This window comes from Achromobacter sp. 1011811831 (assembly GCF_059760905.1).
Genome location: NZ_JCBANG010000061.1, coordinates 1 through 21,627, shown reverse-complemented (window position 1 = coordinate 21,627; position 21,627 = coordinate 1). Strand labels below are relative to the sequence as shown.

The following is a 21,627-nucleotide window of genomic DNA, read 5'->3' as shown; positions in this document are numbered from 1 at the left end:
ACTTCATCTGTGCAGCGGCGGCCATCTGCGTGCCGTATGGGTCAAGGCCAGGATCCATACCGTGCCGTCCGGCGCGATTTCATAGGCCAGCCGATACTGTTCATGCGGAACGAGTTCGCGCACGCCGGGAACGTCTGCAGGCTTGCCGATGCGCGGGTGCGTGGCGAGCTTGGCGGCAGCCAGGCTGAAAAGCTGATCCACGCACGCGGCGGCAGCGGCGTTGTCGGCGGCGATGTGGTCCCAGATATCAGAGCGATCCTGTTCGGCTTGCGGCGTCCAGACGACGGTCACGCCTGATCTTCCGTGGCGGTTCGTTTGCGTCTGGCGGCGTAGACGGCATCGACCTCGTCGTTCGGGCGGCCCAGGCCGGCGCGCATGGAGGCGCGTGCGGCGTCGATCTTGCCGCGTCGGTAGTCGTCATGGCCGCTAGCCGGCTGATGCTGGGCGACATAGTCGCGCATTAGTTCGCTAACGATCTGGGACGCGGGCCGATTCTCGGCGGCAGCCTGTGCCAGGAATGCGGCGTGCAGAGCGGGTTCCAGGGTCATGGTGAAAATGGTCTCTTCGGGCATGTGGGAGTCCTTTTTTTACCAAGGGGAGTATGGGCGGTACAGGCTCGGCATGTACGACTTGCGATGAATGCAGGACTGATGGCAGGCCGTCCATCCTGCGGTAGCCTGCCTCAAGCCCCCGTGAAACGCGGCGGCCGCTTCGCGCGGAACGCCGCCACGCCTTCGGCGAAATCCGCCCGCGTCGCGCTTTGCAGAAAGCACGCGGTTTCTTCACTGAGCTGGGTTTCCAGCGTAGCCTGCGCCGCCGAGCGCAGCAGCCGCTTGGCGCCGGCAATGCCGTGCGGCGCATGGGCGGCGATGGCGCCCGCGTAGGCTGCCGCCTGTTCGCGCAGCTGACCGGCCGGCGCCACTCGGGTGATCAGACCCCAGGACAGCGCTTCCTCGGCGCTGAACGGATCGTGCCTCAGCAGCAGGTCCAGCGCCCGCTTCGGCCCCACGGTGCGCATCAGGCCGTGCGTCATGCCGGCATCGGGCGTGGCGCCCAGCTTGAGATACGCGGTCATGAAGCGCGTGCCGGCTTCGGCGATCGCCAGGTCGCAGGCCAGCGTCAGCGACAGGCCGGCGCCCGCGGCGATGCCATGCACCTGCGCCAGCCAGACCTTGTCCATGCGCGCGACGCGCACGAGAAAATCGTTGAGCGGCGTGAACAGGTCCATCAGCGATGCGCGCACCGCGCAGGCCGCGCCTTCGAACATCGAGATGTCGCCGCCGGCACAGAACGCGTTGCCCGCGCCCTGCAGCGTGACCACGCGAATGTCGGCGCGGGTTTCCAGCCACTGGGCGGCACGCTGCAGGTCTTCGGCCATGGCCACGTCGATGGCGTTGAGCGCGTCGGGCCGGTTCAGCGTCAGCGTGGCGGCGGCGCCGCCGGTTTGAAGAATGAGCGTGCGGAAGGCGGGCAGACCGGTGTTCATGGCGAGTCTCCGGGGTAGGGCGCAGGCTGGGACAGATACCGGGTAAATACCAGCTACTTGTCCAAAAACCGCGATGCTATGTTGTGAACCGAGCGCTTGCTTGGTTTGTTGTCACGCCGAGCTAGCGTAACGCATAGAACGAATTTCCGGCGCTGTATTGGCGTAGGTTAAGACAGGTTCGTTGCATCGCCTGCCTCGCGGGTTGTCGCCAGTATTTGCTGGAAACCGAAGGGCCGTCGCCTCGCGCGCCGGCCTGCCGGCTCGACAAGAAGCGGACTTCGCGTCCCTGCGAGGAGACTACAGGTGGATCAATCCGACAGCCCTCCCTTGCTGGAGGTGGACGGGATCACGCTGGCGTTCGGCGGCATCAAGGCGCTGACCGGCGTGGGCTTTCGCGTGCAGCCAGGCTCCATCACCACAGTGATCGGACCCAACGGCGCCGGCAAGACCTCGCTGTTCAACACCATCTCCGGCTTCTACCATCCCGCCGCGGGCCAGATCCGTTTCCAGGGCGCCGATATCACGCGCAAGCCGGCGCCCGAGCGCGCCAGGCTGGGACTGGCCCGCAGTTTCCAGAATATCTCGCTGTTCCGCGGCATGACCGTGCTGGACAACATCAAGCTGGGCTGCCATGCGCACCTGCGCAGCAACGTGCTGGACGCGCTGTTTTACCTGGGCCGCGCGCGGCGCGAGGAAATGGGGCTGCGCGCCGAGATCGAGGAGCGCATCATCGATTTCCTGGAGATCGATCACATCCGCCACGCGCCGGTGTCGGCGCTGTCCTACGGCCTGCGCAAGCGCGTGGAACTGGCGCGGGCGCTGGCGATGCGGCCCAAGGTGCTGATGCTGGACGAGCCGGTGGCCGGGATGAACCGCGAAGAGACCGAGGACATGGCGCGCTTCATCCTGGACGCGCGCTCCGAATGGGGCGTGACGGTGCTGATGGTGGAGCACGACATGGGCATGGTCATGGACCTGTCCGATCATGTGGTGGTGCTGAACTTCGGCCAGGTGATCGCCGACGGCACGCCGGCGCAGGTGCAGGCCGATCCCGAGGTGATCAAGGCCTACCTGGGCGCGGGCGACGTGGGCGACCTGCGCCGCCGCCTGCGGGAGGCGGCCTGATGGACGGGCTGTTCTTCCTGGAGGTGACGCTGGCCGGGCTGGGCAGCGGCGGCCTGTACGCGCTGGCGGCGCTGGCCTTCGTGATCGTCTACAAGGCGACCCGCGTGGTCAACATCGCCATCGGCGAATTCCTGATGATGGGCGCCTACGCGTTCTATGCCTTCGCCGCCGGCATGGAATGGCCGGTCTGGCTGGCCATCGCCGGCGCGGTGGCGGCCTCGGGCCTGTTGGGCGCGGTGGTCGAGCGCTTGACCATACGCCCGATGCTGGGCGAGTCGCCGATCTCGGTGTTCATGGTGACGGTGGGGCTGGCCTCGATCCTGGTGGGCGTGGTCGAGCTGGTCTGGACCGCCGACCAGCGGCGACTGCCGGAGTTCATGCCGCGTTCGCCGGTGATGGTGGGCGAGGCGTTCGTGGCGCCCAAGGTGTTCTACGGCTTCTGGGTGGCGGCGGCGCTGATCCTGGTGGTGCTGGCGATATTCCGTTACTGGCGCGGCGGCGTGGCCCTGCGCGCCACCGCGGCGGACCAGGGTGCGGCCTATGCCATGGGCATCAATGTGCCGCGCGTGTTCTCGCTGGCCTGGGTGGCGGCGGGCGCGATCGCGGCGGTGTCGGGCGTGATCGTCGGCGCCATCGGCGGCATTTCCTCGTCGATGGGCGTGTTCGGCCTGTCGGTGCTGGTGGTGGTGATCGTGGGCGGCCTGGACAGCGTCGTCGGCGCGCTGGCCGGAGGCCTGTTCATTGGCGTGCTGGAAGCCTGGGCCGGCGCCTACCTGGGCGGCGAATACAAGCTGCTGGCCACTTTCCTGGTGCTGGTGGCGGTGCTGATGGTCCGGCCTTACGGCCTGTTCGGCACCCGTGAAATCGAGAGGCTCTGAACCATGCGCATCGCGACCGCGAAGCAGACCTACCAGGCGGACGAGGCGCTGTTCGATACGCGCGTGCAGCGGCTCTGGCTTCTGTTCCTGGCGGCGGCGCTGGCGCTGTTTCCCTTCGTGGCCGACGCCTACTGGCTGTACCTGGCCTGTCTGGTGGCCATCAACGTGGCCAGCGCCACCGGGCTGAACATCCTGACCGGCTACACCGGATTGGTCAGCCTGGGACAGGCCGCCTTCATGGGCCTGGGCGCGTACACGGTGGCGGTGCTGGAGCAGCGGCTGGGCACGCCGGCGCTGTTCAACCTGCTGGCGGCCGGCGTGGTGGCGATGCTGGGCGGGCTGGTGGTGGGCGTGCCGTCGCTGCGGGTGAAGGGGCTGTACCTGGCGATCTCCACGATCGCCGCATCCTTCATCGCGCACTTCATCTTCGCCAACTGGTCGTTCACCGGCGGCACCGCCGGCCTGCAGGTGCCGCCCGCGCGGCTGTTCGGGGTCGACCTGGACACCTCGTTCCGGATCTACTGGCTGATCGTGCCGCTGACCGCGCTGATGGTGCTGGGCGCGGCCAATCTGTTCCGCACGCGCATCGGCCGCGCCTTCATCGCCATCCGCGATCGCGACATTTCCGCCGAGGTGCTGGGCATCCGGCTGTTGCGCTACAAGCTGCTGTCCTTCGGCCTGTCCTCGTTCTACGCGGGCGTGGCGGGCGGCCTTTGGGCCTACTTCTTCCGTGTGGTCACGCCGGAGAGCTTTCCGCTGATCATGTCGATCTTCTTCCTGGCCGCCGTCATCGTGGGCGGCATGGGATCCATCCTGGGATCGATCCTGGGCGCGGCCTTCATGACCATGGTGCCCGAGATGCTCAAGCTGGTGGTGGGCTGGCTGCCGGTCGGCGGCGACGCGCTGAGCCTGATCTCGCCCGTGCGCACCATCGTGTTCGGCCTGCTGATCGTGGGCTTCCTGATCTTCGAGCCGCTGGGGCTCGCGGAAATCTGGCGGCGAGTGCGCCGCTATTTTCACCTCTGGCCGTTCCGCACCTAGCCCGGACGCCGCAGACAAGCAGACCACAAGGAGACATCCCATGAAGCGCATCCCGACAGGCGGTTTGTTGAAATGGCTGGCCCCCTTGGGGCTGGCGGCGGCGCTGGCCGTCGCGCCCGCGGCCCAGGCCGAGGAAGACCTGGTGCTGGGCGGCTCGATCCCGCTGAGCGGCGTGTTCGCCTTCGCCGGCCAGGGCATCCACGCCGGCATCACCGACTACGTGAAGATCGTCAATGACCAGGGCGGCATCAAGGGCCGCAAGCTGCGCTACGTGCCGGAAGACACCGCTTACAAGGTCGATGCCTCGGTGGCCGCCTTCAAGAAGATCACCAGCCAGAACAAGGTCAACTTCTACTACGGCGATTCCACCGGCTTTTCCAAGACCATCAACGCCGAACTCAACCGCGCGGGCAACATCCTGATGACCGGCGCGTCCTTCGCCACCGAGTTGAACGACCCGGCCAAGTATCCGGCCCAGTTCATGCTGGGGCCGGACTACACCGAGATGTTCGGCATCCTGCTGCGCTACATCGCCAAGGAAAAGCCGGGCGCCAAGGTCGCCTTCGTGTATTCGGACACCGAGTTCGGCCGTGATCCCATCGCCAGCTCGCGCGCCGTGGCCGAGAAGCTGGGCCTGAAGGTGGCCACCGAGATCATGACGCCGCCGGGCAGCGTGGACGTGTCCACCGAGGTCATCAAGCTGCGCCGCGCCGATCCGGACTACACCATCTTCCACGGCTACGTGCTGGCGCCGATTCCGGAATTCGTCGGGCAGGGCAAGCGCATGGGCCTGAAGACGCAGTACATGGGCACCTTCTGGACCATGGACAATTCCACCGTGATGCAGATGGGCGAGGACGCCGAGGGCTTCATGGGCGTGATGCCTTACCGCTATTACTACGACCAGGCGGCCGACGCGCCCATGCTGAAGAAGATCCGCGAAATGCGGCCGCAGTACCAGAGCACGGGCTACATGCAGGGCTTCCTGGCCGCCATGCTGTTCACCGAGGCGGCCAAGCGCACGCTGGACGCGGGCAAGGACCTGAGCGCGGCCAACATGAAGGCGGCGCTGGACGGCATCAAGGACTTCGACACCGGCGGGCTGATCGGCGTGCCCATCAGCATGAAGGGCAATTCCATTCCCGTGGGCCGGATCTACCGCGCCGACGTGAAGCAGAAGCAGATGGTGCCGGCGTCCGACTGGATCGTTCTCAAGTAGGGTGGACGCGGCCATGATCCCGGGACAGGAAGCGCCGCGCGCGCTGCTGGACATCAACAACATCGAAGTCGTCTACAACAAGGCGGTGCAGGTGCTGCGCGGCCTGTCCCTGTCCGTGCCGGCCGGCGGCATCGTGGCGCTGCTGGGCAGCAACGGCGCGGGCAAGTCCACCACGCTCAAGGCCGTGTCGGGACTGCTGGACCTGGAGGACGGCGCGCTGGTGGCCGGGCGCATCGCCTTCGACGGCGGCGACACCGCCGGCGCGCGGCCGCAGAACCTGGTGCGCGCGGGACTCGCGCACGTGATGGAGGGGCGGCGCGTGTTCGAGGACCTGAGCGTCGAGGAAAACCTGGTGGCCGCCACCTACGCGCTGACCGGGCGGCACGACGCCAGGCCGGACTTCGACCTGGTGTACGGCTACTTTCCCCGGCTGCATGAACGGCGCAAGGGCCTGGCCGGCTATCTGTCGGGCGGCGAGCAGCAGATGCTGGCCATCGGCCGGGCGCTGATCGCGCAGCCCAAGCTCATGCTGCTGGACGAACCCTCGCTGGGCCTGTCGCCCATGCTGGTCGAGAACATCTTTTCCATCATCGCCCGCATCAACCGCGAGCAGGGCGTGGCCATGCTGCTGGTGGAGCAGAACGCCTCGGTGGCGCTGGCGGTGGCGCACTACGGCTACATCATGGAGACCGGCAAGGTGGTGATAGACGGCAGCGCCGACAAGCTGGCGGCGGACCCGGACGTGCGCGAGTTCTACCTGGGCGTGGGCGGCGCCGGCGAGACGCGCGGCTTCCGCGACATCAAGCACTACAAGCGCCGCAAGCGGTGGCTGTCATGAGCGGCGCGCGCGACCGCATGTCGGTGGTGGGCGAAGCGCGCCCGGCCTGGCCCGAGCTGACGCTGCCGCAGATGCTGCGCGAGCAGGCGCGGCGCCAGCCGGACGGGCTGGCCTTGCGCCAGAAGGACTTCGGCATCTGGAAGCCCAGCAGCTGGGTGGAATATTGGCGACGCGCCTGCCGCGTCGGCCTGGGACTGCGCGCGCTGGGCCTGGCGCCGGGCGGGCGCGTGGCCATCGTCTCCGAGAACCGCATCGAATGGCTGCTGACGCAGATGGGCGCGGGCGCGGTGGGTGGGGTCGCCGTGGGCGTGTACGCCACCAGCCCGGCCGAGGAAATGGGCTATGTGCTGGAACACGCCGACATCGAACTGGTCGTGTGCGAGGACCAGGAGCAGGTCGACAAGGTGCTGCAGGTTGCCGACCGCCTGCCGGGCCTGCGCCGCATCGTCGTGATCGAGACCAAGGGCCTGCGTTCCTATGCCGTCGCCGAGCGCGCGCGCATCGTCACCTTCGCGCAGGTCGAGGAAGACGGCCAGCGGCGCCAGGATCTCGAACAGGGGGCGCTGGATGCGGCGCTGGACGGCCAGCGCCTGGCCGATATCGGGCTGATGATCTACACCTCGGGCTCGACCGGCAAGCCCAAGGGCGCGATGCTGAGCTACCGCAACATGCGCGGCGTGGCCTGGGGCATCGCCGAGCGGCTGGAGATGGACGCGCGCAGCGTGCATCTTTCCTATCTGCCGCTGTGCCACGTGGCCGAGCAGATGCTGTCCACCTTCGTGCCGATCTATGTGGGATCGCAGGTGAATTTTGGCGAATCCATCCGCACCGTGCAGGAAGACCTGCGCGAGGTCGCGCCCTCGATCTTCCTGGGCGTGCCGCGCATCTGGGAAAAACTGCACGCGGCGATTTCCATCAAGATGCAGGAAGCCGGACGCCTGCAGCAATGGCTGTACCGGCGGGCGCTGGCGGCCTGCGCGCCGTTCCTGGAAAAGTCGCGCGCGCAATACAGCTGGCGCGAACGTTGGACCCATGCGCTGTGGTACTGGCTGGTGCTGCGCGCCTTGCAGAACTTCATCGGCCTGCGGCGCGTGCGCGTGGCGATGACCGGCGCGGCGCCGATTCCGCCCGACGTGGTGCGCTACTTCCGCAATCTCGGCGTGCCCTTGCTGGAGGTCTACGGCCTGACCGAGTCCACCGGCATGATCTTCGGCCAGCATCCCGACCGCGTCAAAGTGGGCACCGTGGGCGAGCCCATTGCCGGCGTGGGCTGGCGCGTCGGCGAATCCGGCGAACTGCAGGTGCGCGGCGACATGGTGTTCGAGGGTTACTACAAGAATCCGCAGGCCACGGCGGATACCGTCCGCGACGGCTGGCTGCACACCGGCGACGTGGTGGCGGTGCAGGGCGGCCTGGTGCGCATCGTCGACCGCATGAAGGACATCATGATCACCTCCGGCGGCAAGAACCTGACGCCGTCCGAGATCGAGAACGCGGTCAAGGGCAGTCCCTATGTGAAGGAGTGCATCGTGATCGCGGACGGACGCAAGTACGTGTCGGCGCTGGTGCAGCTGGAATTCGACACGGTCGGCAAATGGGCCGAGTCGCGCCGCATTGCCTTCACGCACTTCCGTTCGCTGGCCGAGCATCCGCAGGTGCGCGCGCTGGTCGAGCAGGAGATCGCGCGTGCCAACCAGGGCCTCGCGCCCGTGGCGCAGATCAAGCGCTTCCACCTGCTGACCAAGGAACTGGACCACGACGACGGCGAGGTCACGGCGACCATGAAGGTGCGCCGCGCCAGCATCTACCGCGCTTACGCGCATGAAATCGAAACGCTCTACGCCGGGGAGAACGCGGCATGAATGAAGCGGTGATCGTGCAAGCCGTACGCACGCCTTTCGGCAGGCGCGGCGGCGTCTGGGCCGATACGAGGCCGGATGACCTGTTGGCCGGCGCGGTGACGGGCCTGCTGCGGCGGGCCGGGCTGCCCGCCGAGCGGGTCGACGACCTGATCGCCGGCTGCGTCAGCCAGGCGGGCGAGCAGGGCGCCAACATCGGCCGCCTGGCCGCCATGCTGGCCGGCCTGCCGGAGACGGTGCCTGGCATGTCGCTGAACCGCATGTGCGGGTCCAGCCAGCAGGCCGTGCACTTCGGCGCCCAGGCCATCGCCGCCGGCGACATGCGCTATGTGATCGCCGGCGGCGTCGAGAGCATGAGCCGCGTGCCCATGTTCCTGGACGTGACGCTGGGCCAGGGCGAATTCCGGGGCTTCGACACGCTCAATCCCGCATTGCTGCAACGCTATCCGCTGGTGCACCAGATCGAGAGCGCCGAACGCATCGCCGAGCACTGGGGGCTGACGCGCGCCGAGATGGACGACTGGGCGCGGCTGAGCCATGCGCGGGCCTGGGCGGCGGCAGGCTCCGGCTTGCACGATGAGTTGCTGCCTGCTCCCGCTGGCGCACCGGCGCGCGACGAGGGCATCCGCGAACACACCGATCCGGCGCGCATGGCGGCGATGGCGCCGGCGCTGCGGCCACCGGGGCAGGGCGGCGTGACCGCGGCCAATGCCAGCCAGCTGTCCGACGGCGCCGCCGCCGTGCTGCTGGCCGACATGGACGCCGCGCTGGCCGACGGCCTGCGTCCGCTGGCGCGCTTCAAGGCGCGGGTGGCGATCGGCTCGGACCCGGTGTTGCAGCTGACGGGCGTGATCCCCGCCGCCGAGCGGGCGCTGGCGCGCGCCGGCCTGACACTGCGCGACCTGGACTGGATCGAGATCAACGAGGCCTTCGCCAGCGTGGTGCTGGCCTGGCTGCGCGCCACCGGCGCCAATCCCGAGCGCGTCAATCCCTGGGGCGGCGCCATCGCGCACGGCCATCCGCTGGGCGCGACCGGTGCGGGCCTGATGGCCAAGATGCTGGCCGGGTTGCGCGCCATCGACGGACAGTTCGGCATGCAGCTGATGTGCATCGGCCACGGCATGGCCACGGCCACCATCCTGGAACGGCTGTAGCGGACATGGACAAGCGGGACGGCGATCCGGACATCCGCGGCGCGGCGCGCGACGAAGGCCCGGACTCCGCGCGCCGCCGCGAGGTGATCCTGACCGCCGGACGCCTGTTCCGCGAACACGGCTATGAACGCACCACGGTGCGCGAACTGGCGAAGGCCGTGGGGCTGCAATCAGGCAGCCTGTTCCATCATTTCCGCAGCAAGGAGGAGATCCTGGTCGCGGTGATGGACAACGGCATCCAGGAAGTGCTGGACCATGGCCGCCAGGCGCTGGCGCGCTATGCGGCGCCGGCGGACCGGCTGGCTGCGCTGTTCCGCGTGCATATGTGGAGCATGCTGCACGGCGCGGGCGGGGACGCGATGAATGCGCTGGTCTATGAATGGCGCAGCCTGTCGGCCTCCAGCCAGCACGGCGTCAAGGCCTTGAGCGATCTTTATGAAGCGATGTGGCAGGACGTGGTGGCCACGGCCGTGGACGCGGGCCTGCTGGCCGGCGATGCGCGCGTGATCAAGCGCTGCGTGCTGGGCAGCATGAACCTGACGGTGCAATGGTATCGGCCGGACGGTCGGCTGGCGCCGGATGCCTTCATCGAGGCGATGCTGCAGGCCTGCCTGCCGGCGCTGCCGGCGGGAGTGGGCGCGTGGCCGTTGGAGCTGGCCGTCGACGCCCGGGAGGGGGTATCTCCCACTTGTTAAAAATATCGTTGAGTTGTTAAGTATTAGATAAAAATGTTAAAAGCCTGTTTCTCTTAGATAAATAGATCCGGATCATCCGGGAGGGATAGAGGAACATGCTGCGAGTCTTTGCGGTTTCGGGCGCGGCCCTGATGTTGGCGGGTTGTGCGGCCACGCACCAGAGCAAGGTGGGTCAGAGCACGACGGACGCCAGCCAGGGACGTCTGCAAGACGCCATCTCCAAAGTGGATGCCCAGCTGAAAGGCGACAAGGCCAACGACGTGCTGTTGAACCTGGAAAAGGGCGAGCTCCTGCGCATTTCCTCGAACTACAGCGACAGCATGGCCTCGTTCGAGATCGCCGACGGCGCGGTCAAGCAATGGGAAGAGAAGGCCAAGAGCGCGCCTGCCGCCGTGGCCGGCCAGATCGGCGCGACGCTGCTGGGCGACGGCTTCCGCGACTACGAAGTCCAGGACTATGAGAAGGTCATGCTGACCACCGTGATGGCCATGAACCGGCTGTCGCAGGGCGATCTGGACACCGCCCGCGTCGACATCAAGCGCACGCATGAACGCGAGGCGATCATCGCCGAGGTGCGGGCCAAGCAGACGCTGGCCGCGGAAGAGGAAGCCAAGGCCAAGGGCGCCCAGGTGCAAAGCGCCGAGCTCAAGGGCTATCCGGTCGAGACCCTGAACGATCCCGAAGTCCTGGCCCTGAAGAACGGATACCAGAACGCGCTGAGCCACTATCTGTCGGGCTTCGTGTACGAAGCGCTGAACGAGCCCAGCCTGGCCGCGCCGGGCTATCGTCAGGCCATCCAGCTGCGTCCCGGCAGCGAGATGCTGGAAGCCGGCCTGAAGGGGCTGGACGAGCGCCGCGGCGTGCAGCGCAAGAACGGCGCGACCGACGTGCTGTTCGTGATCGAATCGGGCACGGCGCCCGCGCGCGAATCCAAGAAGTTCATGTTCCCCGTGCCCACGCCCAACGGCCTGGTGTCGGTGGGCATGTCCTACCCCGTGATCAACCCGGTGTCCCAGGCGCCCGCCGTCGACAAGATCGCCGTGGGCGAGACGGTGCTGACGACCGGCATGGTGGCGGATTTCAACGTGATGGCGCGCCGCGCGCTCAAGGATGAGCTGCCCGGCATGCAGGCCCGCGCCGTCGTGCGCATGGTGGCCAAGGCCGGCGCGCAGGCCGCGGTGAACAAGCAGGTGGGCGCCCTGGGCGGCCTGCTGGGCAACGTCGCCGCGGCCGCCACCGAGCCGCCGGCCGACGACCGCATGTGGCGTTCGCTGCCGAGCCGCGTCTACGTGGCCCGCGCCTTCGTCAAGCCCGGCGAGTACAACGTCGTGCTGCCCGGCCAGTCCGGTTCCGCCAGCAAGTTGACCGTCAGCGGCCGCTACATGGTCGTGCCGGTGCGTGCCTTCTCGTCGGTGACGTACTTCGGCGAGCCGGGCCGTTTCGGCGACCTGGACAAGCCGCAGCCCGCGGAAAAGCCCGCGCCGAAGCGCCGCGCCGCGCCCAAGTCGGCTTCCGCGCAGTAAGCGCGCCGCTGTCCGGAGGATCTGTCAGATGAAGATCGTCGTCCAATCCGCGGCCGCGCTGGTTCTGGGATTCGCGCTCGTCGCTCAGGCGGGGGCGCAGGCCAATCCCGCGCCGTCCTACGCCGCGTCGCCCGGCATCGCGGCCAAGCTGATGGTGCGCGATTCGGTGCGCGACCTGCGCGTCGAGAGCCTGCGTTCGCAGCGCCGCAACGACGTGATGGTGGTGCAGGCCGAGATCGCCAATACCAGCGGGCTGAACTCGCGGCTGTACTACCGCTTCCGCTGGCTGGATGCCGATGGCATGCAGGTCGGGGACGACGAGGCCTGGAAGCCGCTGACGTTCCTGAACCGCCAGAACCAGATGATCAAGGGTGTCGCCATCAGTCCGCAGGCGACCGATTTCCGCATCGAGATGAGCGCGGAATCGCCCTGATCGGCGTTCCAGGCAAGCCGCCAGGGCGGCCGCGACGCGGTCGCCCTGAAGTTCAAGACACATAGAAAATACCCACGGAGTTCGTATGCGTTCCATCCTGTCCCTGCGCGCCGCCGGCGGCTTCGCCGTCGCTTCCGCGCTGTTGCTGTCCGGTTGCCAGACCACCCAGCCCAAGGTTGATTCCTCGTCGGGCGTGAGCTACGGCGACGCCAAGGCGGTCGAGACCGTCAGCAACGAATTCGGTTCGACCGACCTGCAGATGATCGCCGAGAAGATGACCGGCTCCCTGCTCGAAAGCCCCGTGTTTTCCGGCCGGCCGACCGTCACGCTGGCGCCCGTGCGCAACAAGACCAGCGAGTACATCGACACCAAGTCGATCATGAACACCATCCAGACGCAGCTGGTCAAGAGCGGCAAGGTGCGCTTCACCCGCAGCATGGACGAGATGCAGTCGGGCGTGGAGGAACTCCAGCGCCAGAACCAGAGCGGCCTGTACAAGAACCAGGGCAAGGCCAAGATGGGCAACATGGTCGGCGCCAAGTACGCGCTGGAAGGCGAGATCACCTCCATCGTCAAGCAGACCAGCGGCGTCAAGGACGTCTACTACAAGATGACGCTCAAGCTCTATGACGTGCAGGAAGGCACCGTGGAGTGGCAGGAAGAGAAGGAAATCCGCAAGACCACGCGCCGTTGATCCGCGCCCAGACTACAGAGGCAGTGCGATGCTGAAATCCCATCGTTTGACGGCGGCGCTGGCCTTGTGCGCGGCGCTGCTGCCGGCGGCCCACGCCGCTGAGCCGAAGATCGCCGTGACCGACCTGGCCTACGAGGAACGCGTGAGCGAGTATTTCCGCGTGGTCTCGGCGTCCAGCAAGAGCAGCATGAGCGCCAGCTCCAGCATGCGCGACGGTCCGTCTTCGTATTCCGAGCGCGGACAGGTCAATGCGCGGTCGCAAAGCAGCTACTACGAAGCGGAAGGCACGTACTCGTACATCGAGTACGGCGAGCTGCGCAAGTACACCGCGGACCTGAAAGGCGCCATGCTCAAGGGCGGCGGCGTCAAGCTGGTGCAGGCCAAGTCCTATCAGGGCAAGCCGACCGAGAAGGTCTTCGACATCATCTCGCGCATCAAGCAGGGCTATTTCCCGGGCGCGGACTACGTGCTGTTCGGCACGGTCAGCGACATCCAGTTCAACCAGAACGCCATGTCGTTCGGCGGCGCATCCACCTCGGCGACGCTGGGCCTGGATATCGCGGTGGACTTCAGCCTGATCAACACCCGCACCTATGAAGTCAAGGCGGCGTTCACCGCGCTGGGTTCCGGCCAGGACGTGAAAGTGGTTTCCCGCGCCGGCGACCGGGCCACGTTCAGCCGGCCCAAGGTGATTTCCGAGGCTTCCAAGAGCCTGGCGGAAGCCGCCTACGGCGAGCTGATGGCGCAGTTCGGCTTGCCCGGCCGGCATTTGCAGGGGCAGGGCGCGGCGGGAGTCAGTCCGCCGGCGCCGCAGTCGCGCAACGAGCCGGTTGTGAATTACTGAGGTAAAGCCGTTGCCGGGCCAGGGCCCGCAAAGACAAACCGCGATATCGGATTCATCCGGTATCGCGGTTTTTTCATGCACGTCGCGAAGGCGCCGCCGAGGCCGGCTTAGCGTCCGCGCCTGAGGAACGCGCCCACCGCGCAAGCCACGGCCAGCGCCAGCAGGCAGCCCGCCACGGGTAGCAGGTAGTCGGCCTGGCCGCGATAGCCGCCGCCGGTCACGCCGCCGGCCACCGCGCCCATCCACAGCACCGCGCTCATCAGCGAGGCCAGCAGCGACAGCGCGGCGCCGACGCACAGCGCCACGAAGGCCGGCTTGCGCCGCGCCGGCGCGGCGTGAAAGGCGCCGGCGGCCTGGCCGCGCCGGGGTTGCTTGATCAGGTAGATCAGTCCGGCGGCGACCGCCAGCAGCACCAGGATCTTGAAGAACATGGCGCGGCTCCCGGCCTCAGTCTTCGCGGCGCAGGTGCGGGAACAGGATCACGTCGCGGATGCTGGGGCTGTCGGTCAGCAGCATGACCAGGCGGTCGATGCCGATGCCGCAGCCGCCGGTCGGGGGCATACCGTATTCCAGCGCGCGGATGTAGTCCGCGTCGTAGTACATGGCTTCCTCGTCGCCGGCGTCCTTGGCCTCGACCTGCGAACGGAAGCGCTCGGCCTGGTCCTCGGGGTCGTTCAGCTCGGAGAAGCCGTTGGCGATCTCGCGGCCCGTCATGAACAGCTCGAAGCGCTCGGTGATGCCCTCGCGCGTGTCGGACGCGCGCGCCAGCGGCGACACCTCGACCGGGTAGTCGATGATGTAGGTCGGGTTCCAGAGCTTGGCTTCGGCGGTTTCCTCGAACAGCGCCAGCTGCAGCGCGCCCAGGCCGGCGCGCGACAGCACCGGGCCGTCGGCGTCGGCGCCCAGCTTCTTCAGTTCGGCGCGCACGAAGGCGGCATCGTCCAGCTGCGCCTGGGTGTAGCCGGGCGCGTACTTGAGGATGGCTTCGCAGATGGTCAGGCGGTCGAAGGGCTTGGACAGGTCCAGCTCGCGCTCTTGATAGGTGAGCACGGCGCTGCCGGTGGCCGAGATGGCGGCCTGGCGGATCAGCTCTTCGGTGAAGTCCATCAGCCAGCGGTAGTCCGCGAAGGCCGCGTAGAACTCCATCATCGTGAATTCAGGGTTGTGGCGCGGGCTGACCCCTTCGTTGCGGAAGTTGCGGTTGACCTCGAACACGCGCTCGAAGCCGCCCACGATCAGGCGCTTGAGGTACAGCTCGGGCGCGATGCGCAGGAACATTTCCATGTCCAGCGCATTGTGGTGCGTGACGAAGGGCTTGGCCGCGGCGCCGCCCGGGATCGGGTGCAGCATCGGCGTTTCCACTTCCAGGAAGCCGGCGTTCAGCATGAACTGGCGGATGCTGCCCACGGCCTTGCTGCGCGCCTCGAAGGTGCGGCGCGTGGCGTCGGTCATGATGAGGTCGACGTAGCGCTGGCGGTAGCGCAATTCCTGGTCGGCCACGCCGTGGAACTTGTCCGGCAGCGGGCGCAGCGACTTGGACAGCAGGCGCGCGGTGGCGGCGTGCACCGACAGCTCGCCCTTGTTGGTCTTGAAGACCGACCCCTCGATCGCGATGATGTCGCCGATGTCCCATTGCTTGAACGCCGCGTACACGTCCTCGCCCAGCGCGCCGCGTTCCAGGTAGATCTGGATGCGGCCGCTGCTGTCCTGCAGCGTGGCGAAGCTGGCCTTGCCCATGACGCGCTTGAGCATCATGCGTCCGGCCACCTTGACGGTGACGGGGTTGGCGGCCAGGGCTTCCTGCTCCTGGCCGTCGTACTTGTCGTGCAGCGCGGCGGCGCGGGCGTCGGGAACGAAGTCGTTGGGGTACGCGACCCCGGTTTCGCGCAGTTTGGCCAGCTTGGCGCGCCGTTCGGCGATCAAGCGGTTTTCATCCTGGGCGGTGGCCGGAGCGGTCGTGTGGTCGGTCATGGTTGGGGATCAGTCGTAATTGCGGATGTCGTCGATTTCAGTCGTGCCGAAATCGTCGCGATCCAGGTAGGCGAGGATGCGGGTGGCCACGTTTGCGGGCGAGGACAGCTTGCCGGTGGCGTGGAATTCCTGGAACTTGGACAGCGCGGGGAAATGCGCCGGGTCGCTGGAGCGAATCGCGACCTGCATGTCGGTGTCGACGATGCCGGGCGCCAGCGAGACGATGCGCGCGCCGGTCTCGCCCTGTTCCTGCTTGACCACGCGCGAGTACATGTCCAGCGCCGCCTTGGTGGCGCAGTACACGCCCCAGCCGGCGTTGGGATTGCGGCCCGCGCCCGAGGAGATGTTCAGCACGCGGCGATCGGCCGGAAGGTCCTCGATCGCGGCCAGGAAGCGCGCGGTCAGCAGCATGACGGCGGTGACGTTCAGGTTGAAGGCCGAGGCGATGGCCTGGCCGTCGATCAGCGCGTCGGTGCCGGACACCGGATGCACCGTGCCCGCGTTGTTGATCAGCAGGTAGCGCTTGGCGTCGCGCGGCAGCGCGGCGCAGATCCGCTCGGCGGCCTGTTCCGCGGCGCCCAGGTCGGACAGGTCCACGGACAGCTGCTCCAGCTGCGCGTCCTGGGCGCGCGCGTGCGCGGCCAGCTCGGGATCCTCGCGGCGGGCCAGCGTGATCAGGCGCGTGCCCGGTTTGGCCAGCTGGCGCGCCATGGCGGCGCCGATGCCGCGCGAGGCGCCGGTGAGGATGGCGACGGTGTGAGTCATTCAGGGACCTCCGGATGCGATCGATGTAAGGGACGGGCCGCTCAGACGCCTTGCTTCAGGCTGGCCTGGATGAACGGGTCCAGGTCGCCGTCCAGCACCTTCTGGGTGTTGGAGATTTCCACGTTGGTGCGCAGGTCCTTGATGCGGCTCTGGTCCAGCACATAGGAACGGATCTGGTGGCCCCAGCCCACGTCGGTCTTGGAGTCTTCCAGCTTCTGCTGTTCGGCCATGCGGTTGCGCATTTCCAGCTCGTAGAGCTTGGACTTCAGCATCTGCATGGCTTCGGCGCGGTTGCGGTGCTGCGAACGGTCGTTCTGGCACTGCACCACGATGCCGGTCGGCATGTGCGTCAGGCGCACGGCCGAGTCGGTCTTGTTGATGTGCTGGCCGCCGGCGCCGGACGCGCGGTAGGTGTCCACGCGCAGGTCGGCCGGATTGACCTCGACCTCGAAGGAATCGTCGACCTCGGGGTAGACGAACACGCTGGCGAAGGAGGTGTGGCGGCCGCCCGACGAGTCGAACGGGCTCTTGCGCACCAGGCGGTGCACGCCGGTCTCGGTGCGCAGGTAGCCGAAGGCGTACTCGCCCTCGATCTTGATGGTGGCGGACTTCAGGCCCGCGACTTCGCCTTCGGATTCTTCCAGCACTTCGGCCTTGAAGCCCTTGCGCTCGGCGTACTTCAGGTACTGGCGCAGCAGCATCGAGGCCCAGTCCTGCGCTTCCGTGCCGCCGGCGCCGGCCTGGATGTCCAGGAAGCAGTTCAGCGGGTCGGCCGGGTTCGAGAACATGCGGCGGAATTCCAGCGCTTCCAGCTTTTCCTGGAAGCCGTCGGCGTCCTGCTCGATGGATTCGAGGGTGGCGTCGTCGTCGTCGGAGGCGGCCAGCTCGAACAGCTCGTTCGAGTCGGACAGGCCGGCGCCCAGCGCGGTCAGCGTTTCCACCACGTCTTCCAGGGCTTTCTTTTCACGGCCCAGGTCCTGGGCGTGCTTGGGGTCGTTCCAGACCGAGGCGTCTTCCAGCTCGGCGTTTACGACTTGCAGGCGTTCAGCTTTGGCATCGTAGTCAAAGATACCTCCGTAGAGCCTGTTCGCGCTCCGCGTAGTCGGCGAGGCGGGCGGCGAGCTGGTTCTGACGTTCGGCTTCCATGATTGATCCTATCTTGATGACTTTTGTGCGAAACCGGGCATTTTACCGTGGATGGAGCCGACCCGCGGGCGGAATGCGAAGGAAGGGGACGGATGGTGGCGCGGGGGGAGGGGCCGGGCGCCCGGCGCGGGCGGCCTGGCGGGGGTTCTAGGGGTTTGCGCGAGGTCCGGAGGATTGTTCAGCTTCCTGTCAATCGACGGGTTCTAGGCTGGCGTGGCGCCGGCCGCTCCCAAGGCGGAACCGGCGCGCCGCCAGGCTGGCCGGCCGCCAGCCGCATCCCGACAGAGGACAGGAGACTAGCAATGGAAAACACCATGGCCCCCGGCACGGCGCCGGCGGTTCCGGCGTCAGAGGAAGACCGGATCTACCGCAAGGTGGGGTGGCGGCTGGTGCCGCTGCTGGTGGTCTGCTACGTCGTGGCCTATCTGGACCGCGTCAACGTGGGCTTCGCCAAGCTCCAGATGCTGCAGGAACTGCAATTCAGCGAGACGGTGTACGGGCTGGGCGCCGGGATCTTCTTCATCGGCTACTTCCTGTTCGAGATTCCCAGCAACATCATCCTGCACAAGGTCGGGGCGCGCGTCTGGATCGCGCGCATCATGATCACCTGGGGCATCATTTCCTCGTGCATGATGTTCGTGACCAGCGTACCCATGTTCTATGCGCTGCGCTTCCTGCTGGGCGCGGCCGAGGCGGGCTTCTTCCCCGGCATCATCCTGTACCTGACCTACTGGTATCCGGCCGCGCGGCGCGGGCGCATCACCACCTTCTTCATGACGGCCGTACCCATGTCCGGCCTGATCGGCGGACCGATCTCGGGTTGGATCATGAACACCTTCCACGGCGACCACGGCCTGTCGGGCTGGCAGTGGCTGTTCCTGCTGGAAGGCATCCCCTCGGTCATCATCGGCGTGCTGGTGCTGCTGTGGCTGGACGACCGCATCAACAAGGCCAAGTGGCTGACCGCCAATGAAAAGGCCGTGCTCATCCGCAACATCGCCGCCGAGGAGCAGCACAAGGAAGATCCGCCGATCCGCGCCGCGCTCGCCAAGCCGCGCGTCTGGGCCATGGCGCTGATCTACTTCTCGTTCGTGATGGGCCTGTATGGCGTGGGTTTCTGGATGCCGACGCTGATCAAGGCGACTGGCGTGCAAAGCCCGCTGGCCATCGGCCTGTTGACGGCGGTGCCCAACCTGTTCGCGGTCATCGGCATGATCCTGATCGCGCGTAATTCCGATCGCAATCGCGAGCGCCGCTGGCACGTCGCCATTCCGGCGCTGTTCGGCGCGCTGGGCCTGCTGTTCTCGGCGGTGTGGAGCGGCAACACCGTCCTGGCCATCGTCGCGCTGACGGTTGCCAACATCGGCATCTGCACCGTGCTGCCGCTGTTCTGGAGCCTGCCGACCGCGCTGCTGGGTGGCACCGCCGCCGCGGCCGGCATCGCGCTGATCAACTCGGTGGGCAACCTGGCCGGCTTCGTCAGCCCCTACCTGGTGGGCTGGCTCAAGGACATGACCGGCACCACCAACACCGGCCTGTACATGCTGGCCGCCTGCCTGGTGGTCGGCGCGCTGGTGGCGCTGGCGCAGCCCGCCAAGCTAGTCAATAAGTAGACAGCGCAAAGCCGCGGGCATGGCCAAATCCGGCCTGCCCACGGCAACCACATTCAAGCAACCGACGGCGCCAAGCGCCTCACGTCCCTAAAAGATGCCCGCCCCCAGACCGGGGCCGCGCGGAGCCGGCTTTGCCGGTCCGCAGCGGCGCCCCCTTGAGGGGGAGCGCGTAGCGCTCGGGGGTGGGTCTATTACTCCGCATGCTCGATGACGAGCTGTACGGACACCATCCCGTTCCATACGTTCTGTTCCAGCCGGTAGGCCACCTGGATGCGTTCGGGCAGCGACTGGTCGTGGCCGAACCAGATGGCGTCGAAGCGCTGCTGGCCGCGTTCCAGTGACAGCTTCAGGTGCTTCTCGCCGACCAGGCGCTGGTTGCGCACGGTGAATTCGTCCAGGAACAGGGGCGCGGCGAAGCCGGCGCCCCAGACCTGTTGCTGCAGCAGGCCGGCCACTTCCGCGTTGGCGTAGCCCGATTCCAGCGAGCCGTCGGTCTCGATGACCGGCTCGAACGAATCACGTCCGGTCAGCTCGCGCACCGCGGCTTCGAAGGCCGGGGCGAAGGCCGCGAAATCGTTGCGGCCCAGCGTCAGGCCGGCCGCCATGGCGTGGCCGCCGAACTTGCGGATCAGGTCGGGGTGGCGCTTGGACACCAGGTCCAGCGCGTCGCGCAGGTGCACGTCGGGAATCGAGCGGCCCGAGCCGCGGATCTCGTCATCGCCGGCCGGCGCGAAGGCCAGAGTCGGACGCCAGAATTTCTCCTTCAGGCGCGAGGCCACCAGGCCGACCACGCCCTGGTGCCAGCCCGGGTCGAACACGCAGACCGTGGCGCCGGCGGCGGCGTTGGGTTCTTCCATCGCGGCCAGCGCCTGTTCGCGCATCTCGGCCTCGATGGTGCGCCGTTCGCGATTGATGTTGTCCAGCTCGCGCGCCATCTCCAGCGCCTGCGCCTCGTCGTCGGTGGTCAGGCAGGCGATGCCCAGGCTCATGTCGGCCAGGCGTCCGGCGGCGTTGATGCGCGGCCCCAGCGCGAAGCCCAGGTCGAAGCCATTGGCGCTGCGGGGCTCGCGGCCGGCCACGGCGAACAGGGCGCGCAGGCCGGGTTGCAGGCGGCCGGCGCGCATGCGCTGCAGGCCCTGCGTGACCAGCAGGCGGTTGTTGGCGTCCAACTTGACCACGTCGGCCACGGTGCCCAGCGCCACCAGGTCGGACAGCGCGTCCAGCCTGGGCCCGCCGTCGGCCGCGTAGACGCCGCGGCGGCGCAGCTCGGCGCGCAGCGCCAGCATCATGTAGAAGATCACGCCCACGCCGGCCAGGTTCTTGGACGGAAAGCCGCAGCCGGGCTGGTTGGGGTTCACGATGGCCAGCGCGTCGGGCAGCGTGTCGCCCGGCAGGTGGTGGTCGGTGATGACCACGCCGATGCCGGCGGCATTGGCGGCGGCCACGCCGTCGACGCTGGCGATGCCGTTGTCCACCGTGATGATGATGTCGGGCTTGCCGTTGCGGTGGGTCACGGCCAGGTCGACCACGGCCGGCGACAGGCCGTAGCCGGTCTCGAAGCGGTTGGGCACCAGGAAGTCCACGTCCGCGCCCATGGCCGACAGCGCGCGCAGCCCGACCGCGCAGGCGGTGGCGCCGTCGCAGTCGTAGTCGGCCACGATCAGCAGGCGGCGGCCGGCCTGGATGGCGTCGGCCAGCACGCCGGCGGCGTGCGCGGAATGGGTCAGGCCGGCCGGCGGCAGCAGCGCGGGCCAGGCCAGCTTGGTCTGGTCGGGATGCGTGACGCCGCGCGCGGCCCACAGCCGCGCCAGCAGGGGATGGATGCCCGAGGCCTGCAGGGCGCGCAGCGCGTCCTGGTTGGCGGGGCGTACGGTCAAGCGGGGTGAGACCACCAGGCGCTCCAGTTTTTCTTGGGCGCGGGCAGCCAGCCGAGCAGGCCGCCGCGCGGTTTCAGGGTGAGGGCGACGCTGCGGTCGTCGCCCAGCAGCAGCAGTTCGGTCGGGGCGTCGGGCAGGCCTTGCTTGCCGGACCGGGCGCGCAGCTGCGCGTCCAGCGCGGGCAGCGCGTCCAGCCAGGCGGCCCAGTCGCCCGCGCGTTGCGGCGCGTCCAGGCCGTCCAGGATCAGCTCCTGCCCGGGCGGCGCGATGCGCCAGGGGCGGGCGCCGCCATACAGCCACAGGGCATTGACCGGCGCCACGCCGCGCGCGGCGCGCGCCTCGTTGACCGGATGGTCGTGCCAGGCCATCTGTATTTCATTGAGCAGCCGGCGCCACGGACGGGTTTCGGCGTCCTGCTTCCACCAGTCGTTCAGCCTGCGGCCGGCCACGGCCAGCGGGCTGGCGG

The 21,627-nt window shown here is 67.8% G+C and carries 21 protein-coding genes and 1 pseudogene; 13 read left to right on the top strand and 9 right to left on the bottom strand.

All coding sequences use genetic code 11. The features are described 5' to 3' along the window. Positions 1–3 precede the first annotated feature (3 nt). The 3 genes from AC6LJ9_RS20755 to AC6LJ9_RS20745 all read right to left on the bottom strand — a co-directional run bounded on the left by AC6LJ9_RS20755 (position 4) and on the right by AC6LJ9_RS20745 (position 1,486). The gene (locus AC6LJ9_RS20755) at positions 4–291 is read right to left on the bottom strand and encodes a type II toxin-antitoxin system RelE/ParE family toxin (protein ID WP_498149051.1); all 288 of its coding nucleotides are present in this window, start codon (positions 289–291) and stop codon (positions 4–6) included. Next, complete coding sequence (locus AC6LJ9_RS20750; protein ID WP_498149050.1) at positions 288–572, bottom strand: antitoxin of toxin-antitoxin stability system; 285 nt, start codon at positions 570–572, stop codon at positions 288–290. Before AC6LJ9_RS20750 ends, AC6LJ9_RS20755 begins: the two co-directional genes overlap by 4 nt. A 110-nt stretch (positions 573–682) precedes the next feature. Then, positions 683–1,486: an enoyl-CoA hydratase/isomerase family protein gene (locus tag AC6LJ9_RS20745; protein WP_212312624.1), complete on the bottom strand. Its 804-nt coding sequence runs from the start codon at positions 1,484–1,486 to the stop codon at positions 683–685. Positions 1,487–1,813: 327 nt separating this feature from the next. On the opposite strand from AC6LJ9_RS20745, the gene AC6LJ9_RS20740 reads away from it, so the two are divergent. From AC6LJ9_RS20740 to AC6LJ9_RS20685, 12 genes are all read left to right on the top strand, one after another. Then, positions 1,814–2,611, top strand: a complete 798-nt coding sequence (locus AC6LJ9_RS20740) for an ABC transporter ATP-binding protein (RefSeq protein ID WP_498149060.1) — start codon at positions 1,814–1,816, stop codon at positions 2,609–2,611. Further along, positions 2,611–3,489 (top strand): branched-chain amino acid ABC transporter permease, encoded by an 879-nt coding sequence (locus AC6LJ9_RS20735; protein ID WP_212312628.1) that lies wholly within the window; start codon positions 2,611–2,613, stop codon positions 3,487–3,489. The genes AC6LJ9_RS20740 and AC6LJ9_RS20735 overlap by 1 nt, the downstream gene beginning before the upstream one ends. A 3-nt stretch (positions 3,490–3,492) precedes the next feature. Further along, positions 3,493–4,530 (top strand): branched-chain amino acid ABC transporter permease, encoded by a 1,038-nt coding sequence (locus AC6LJ9_RS20730; protein ID WP_498149049.1) that lies wholly within the window; start codon positions 3,493–3,495, stop codon positions 4,528–4,530. 40 nt (positions 4,531–4,570) lie between these two features. Further along, on the top strand, positions 4,571–5,749 hold the full coding sequence (locus AC6LJ9_RS20725) for an ABC transporter substrate-binding protein (protein ID WP_212312632.1): 1,179 nt from the start codon (positions 4,571–4,573) through the stop codon (positions 5,747–5,749). Between the two features lie 13 nt (positions 5,750–5,762). Then, the gene (locus AC6LJ9_RS20720; protein WP_498149048.1) at positions 5,763–6,587 is read left to right on the top strand and encodes an ABC transporter ATP-binding protein; all 825 of its coding nucleotides are present in this window, start codon (positions 5,763–5,765) and stop codon (positions 6,585–6,587) included. Then, entirely contained in the window at positions 6,584–8,449 is a 1,866-nt protein-coding gene (locus AC6LJ9_RS20715) for an AMP-dependent synthetase/ligase (RefSeq protein WP_498149047.1), read from the top strand. The genes AC6LJ9_RS20720 and AC6LJ9_RS20715 overlap by 4 nt, the downstream gene beginning before the upstream one ends. Beyond that, positions 8,446–9,600, top strand: coding sequence for a thiolase family protein (locus tag AC6LJ9_RS20710; RefSeq protein ID WP_498149046.1), 1,155 nt, complete (start codon positions 8,446–8,448; stop codon positions 9,598–9,600). Before AC6LJ9_RS20715 ends, AC6LJ9_RS20710 begins: the two co-directional genes overlap by 4 nt. A 5-nt stretch (positions 9,601–9,605) precedes the next feature. Continuing rightward, positions 9,606–10,295: a TetR/AcrR family transcriptional regulator gene (locus AC6LJ9_RS20705; protein ID WP_498149045.1), complete on the top strand. Its 690-nt coding sequence runs from the start codon at positions 9,606–9,608 to the stop codon at positions 10,293–10,295. 95 nt (positions 10,296–10,390) lie between these two features. Next, positions 10,391–11,818 carry a COG3014 family protein gene (locus AC6LJ9_RS20700; protein WP_498149044.1) on the top strand — a complete coding sequence of 476 codons (1,428 nt, stop codon included), beginning with the start codon at positions 10,391–10,393 and terminating at the stop codon, positions 11,816–11,818. A 28-nt stretch (positions 11,819–11,846) separates the two neighbouring features. Continuing rightward, a complete protein-coding gene (locus tag AC6LJ9_RS20695; protein ID WP_498149043.1) occupies positions 11,847–12,251 on the top strand; it encodes a YcfL family putative periplasmic lipoprotein in 405 nt (134 codons plus the stop codon). 85 nt (positions 12,252–12,336) lie between these two features. Beyond that, positions 12,337–12,945, top strand: coding sequence for a penicillin-binding protein activator LpoB (lpoB, locus tag AC6LJ9_RS20690; RefSeq protein WP_498149042.1), 609 nt, complete (start codon positions 12,337–12,339; stop codon positions 12,943–12,945). A 28-nt stretch (positions 12,946–12,973) separates the two neighbouring features. Next, on the top strand, positions 12,974–13,789 hold the full coding sequence (locus tag AC6LJ9_RS20685; RefSeq protein WP_498149041.1) for a hypothetical protein: 816 nt from the start codon (positions 12,974–12,976) through the stop codon (positions 13,787–13,789). Positions 13,790–13,896: 107 nt separating this feature from the next. Here the strand turns inward: AC6LJ9_RS20685 and AC6LJ9_RS20680 are convergent, their stop codons facing one another. From AC6LJ9_RS20680 to prfB, 4 genes are all read right to left on the bottom strand, one after another. Next, a complete protein-coding gene (locus tag AC6LJ9_RS20680; RefSeq protein ID WP_498149040.1) occupies positions 13,897–14,220 on the bottom strand; it encodes a preprotein translocase subunit TatB in 324 nt (107 codons plus the stop codon). A gap of 16 nt (positions 14,221–14,236) precedes the next feature. Continuing rightward, positions 14,237–15,760 carry a lysine--tRNA ligase gene (gene lysS / locus AC6LJ9_RS20675; RefSeq protein ID WP_498149039.1) on the bottom strand — a complete coding sequence of 508 codons (1,524 nt, stop codon included), beginning with the start codon at positions 15,758–15,760 and terminating at the stop codon, positions 14,237–14,239. Between the two features lie 9 nt (positions 15,761–15,769). After that, a complete protein-coding gene (locus AC6LJ9_RS20670; protein WP_212312641.1) occupies positions 15,770–16,525 on the bottom strand; it encodes an SDR family oxidoreductase in 756 nt (251 codons plus the stop codon). Positions 16,526–16,566: 41 nt separating this feature from the next. Further along, positions 16,567–17,671 (bottom strand): peptide chain release factor 2 gene (gene prfB, locus AC6LJ9_RS20665; protein ID WP_498149038.1). Its coding sequence is split into 2 segments (ribosomal slippage): positions 16,567–17,589 and positions 17,591–17,671, totalling 1,104 coding nucleotides; the frame shifts between segments, so codons are not numbered across the junction. 302 nt (positions 17,672–17,973) lie between these two features. On the opposite strand from prfB, the gene AC6LJ9_RS20660 reads away from it, so the two are divergent. Further along, entirely contained in the window at positions 17,974–19,284 is a 1,311-nt protein-coding gene (locus AC6LJ9_RS20660) for an MFS transporter (protein WP_498149037.1), read from the top strand. Between the two features lie 191 nt (positions 19,285–19,475). Here the strand turns inward: AC6LJ9_RS20660 and recJ are convergent, their stop codons facing one another. Beyond that, complete coding sequence (gene recJ / locus AC6LJ9_RS20655) at positions 19,476–21,176, bottom strand: single-stranded-DNA-specific exonuclease RecJ (RefSeq protein ID WP_498149036.1); 1,701 nt, start codon at positions 21,174–21,176, stop codon at positions 19,476–19,478. After that, positions 21,158–21,627, bottom strand: a pseudogene (locus tag AC6LJ9_RS20650) (hypothetical protein); the annotation flags it as partial. The gene recJ and the pseudogene AC6LJ9_RS20650, both read right to left, overlap by 19 nt.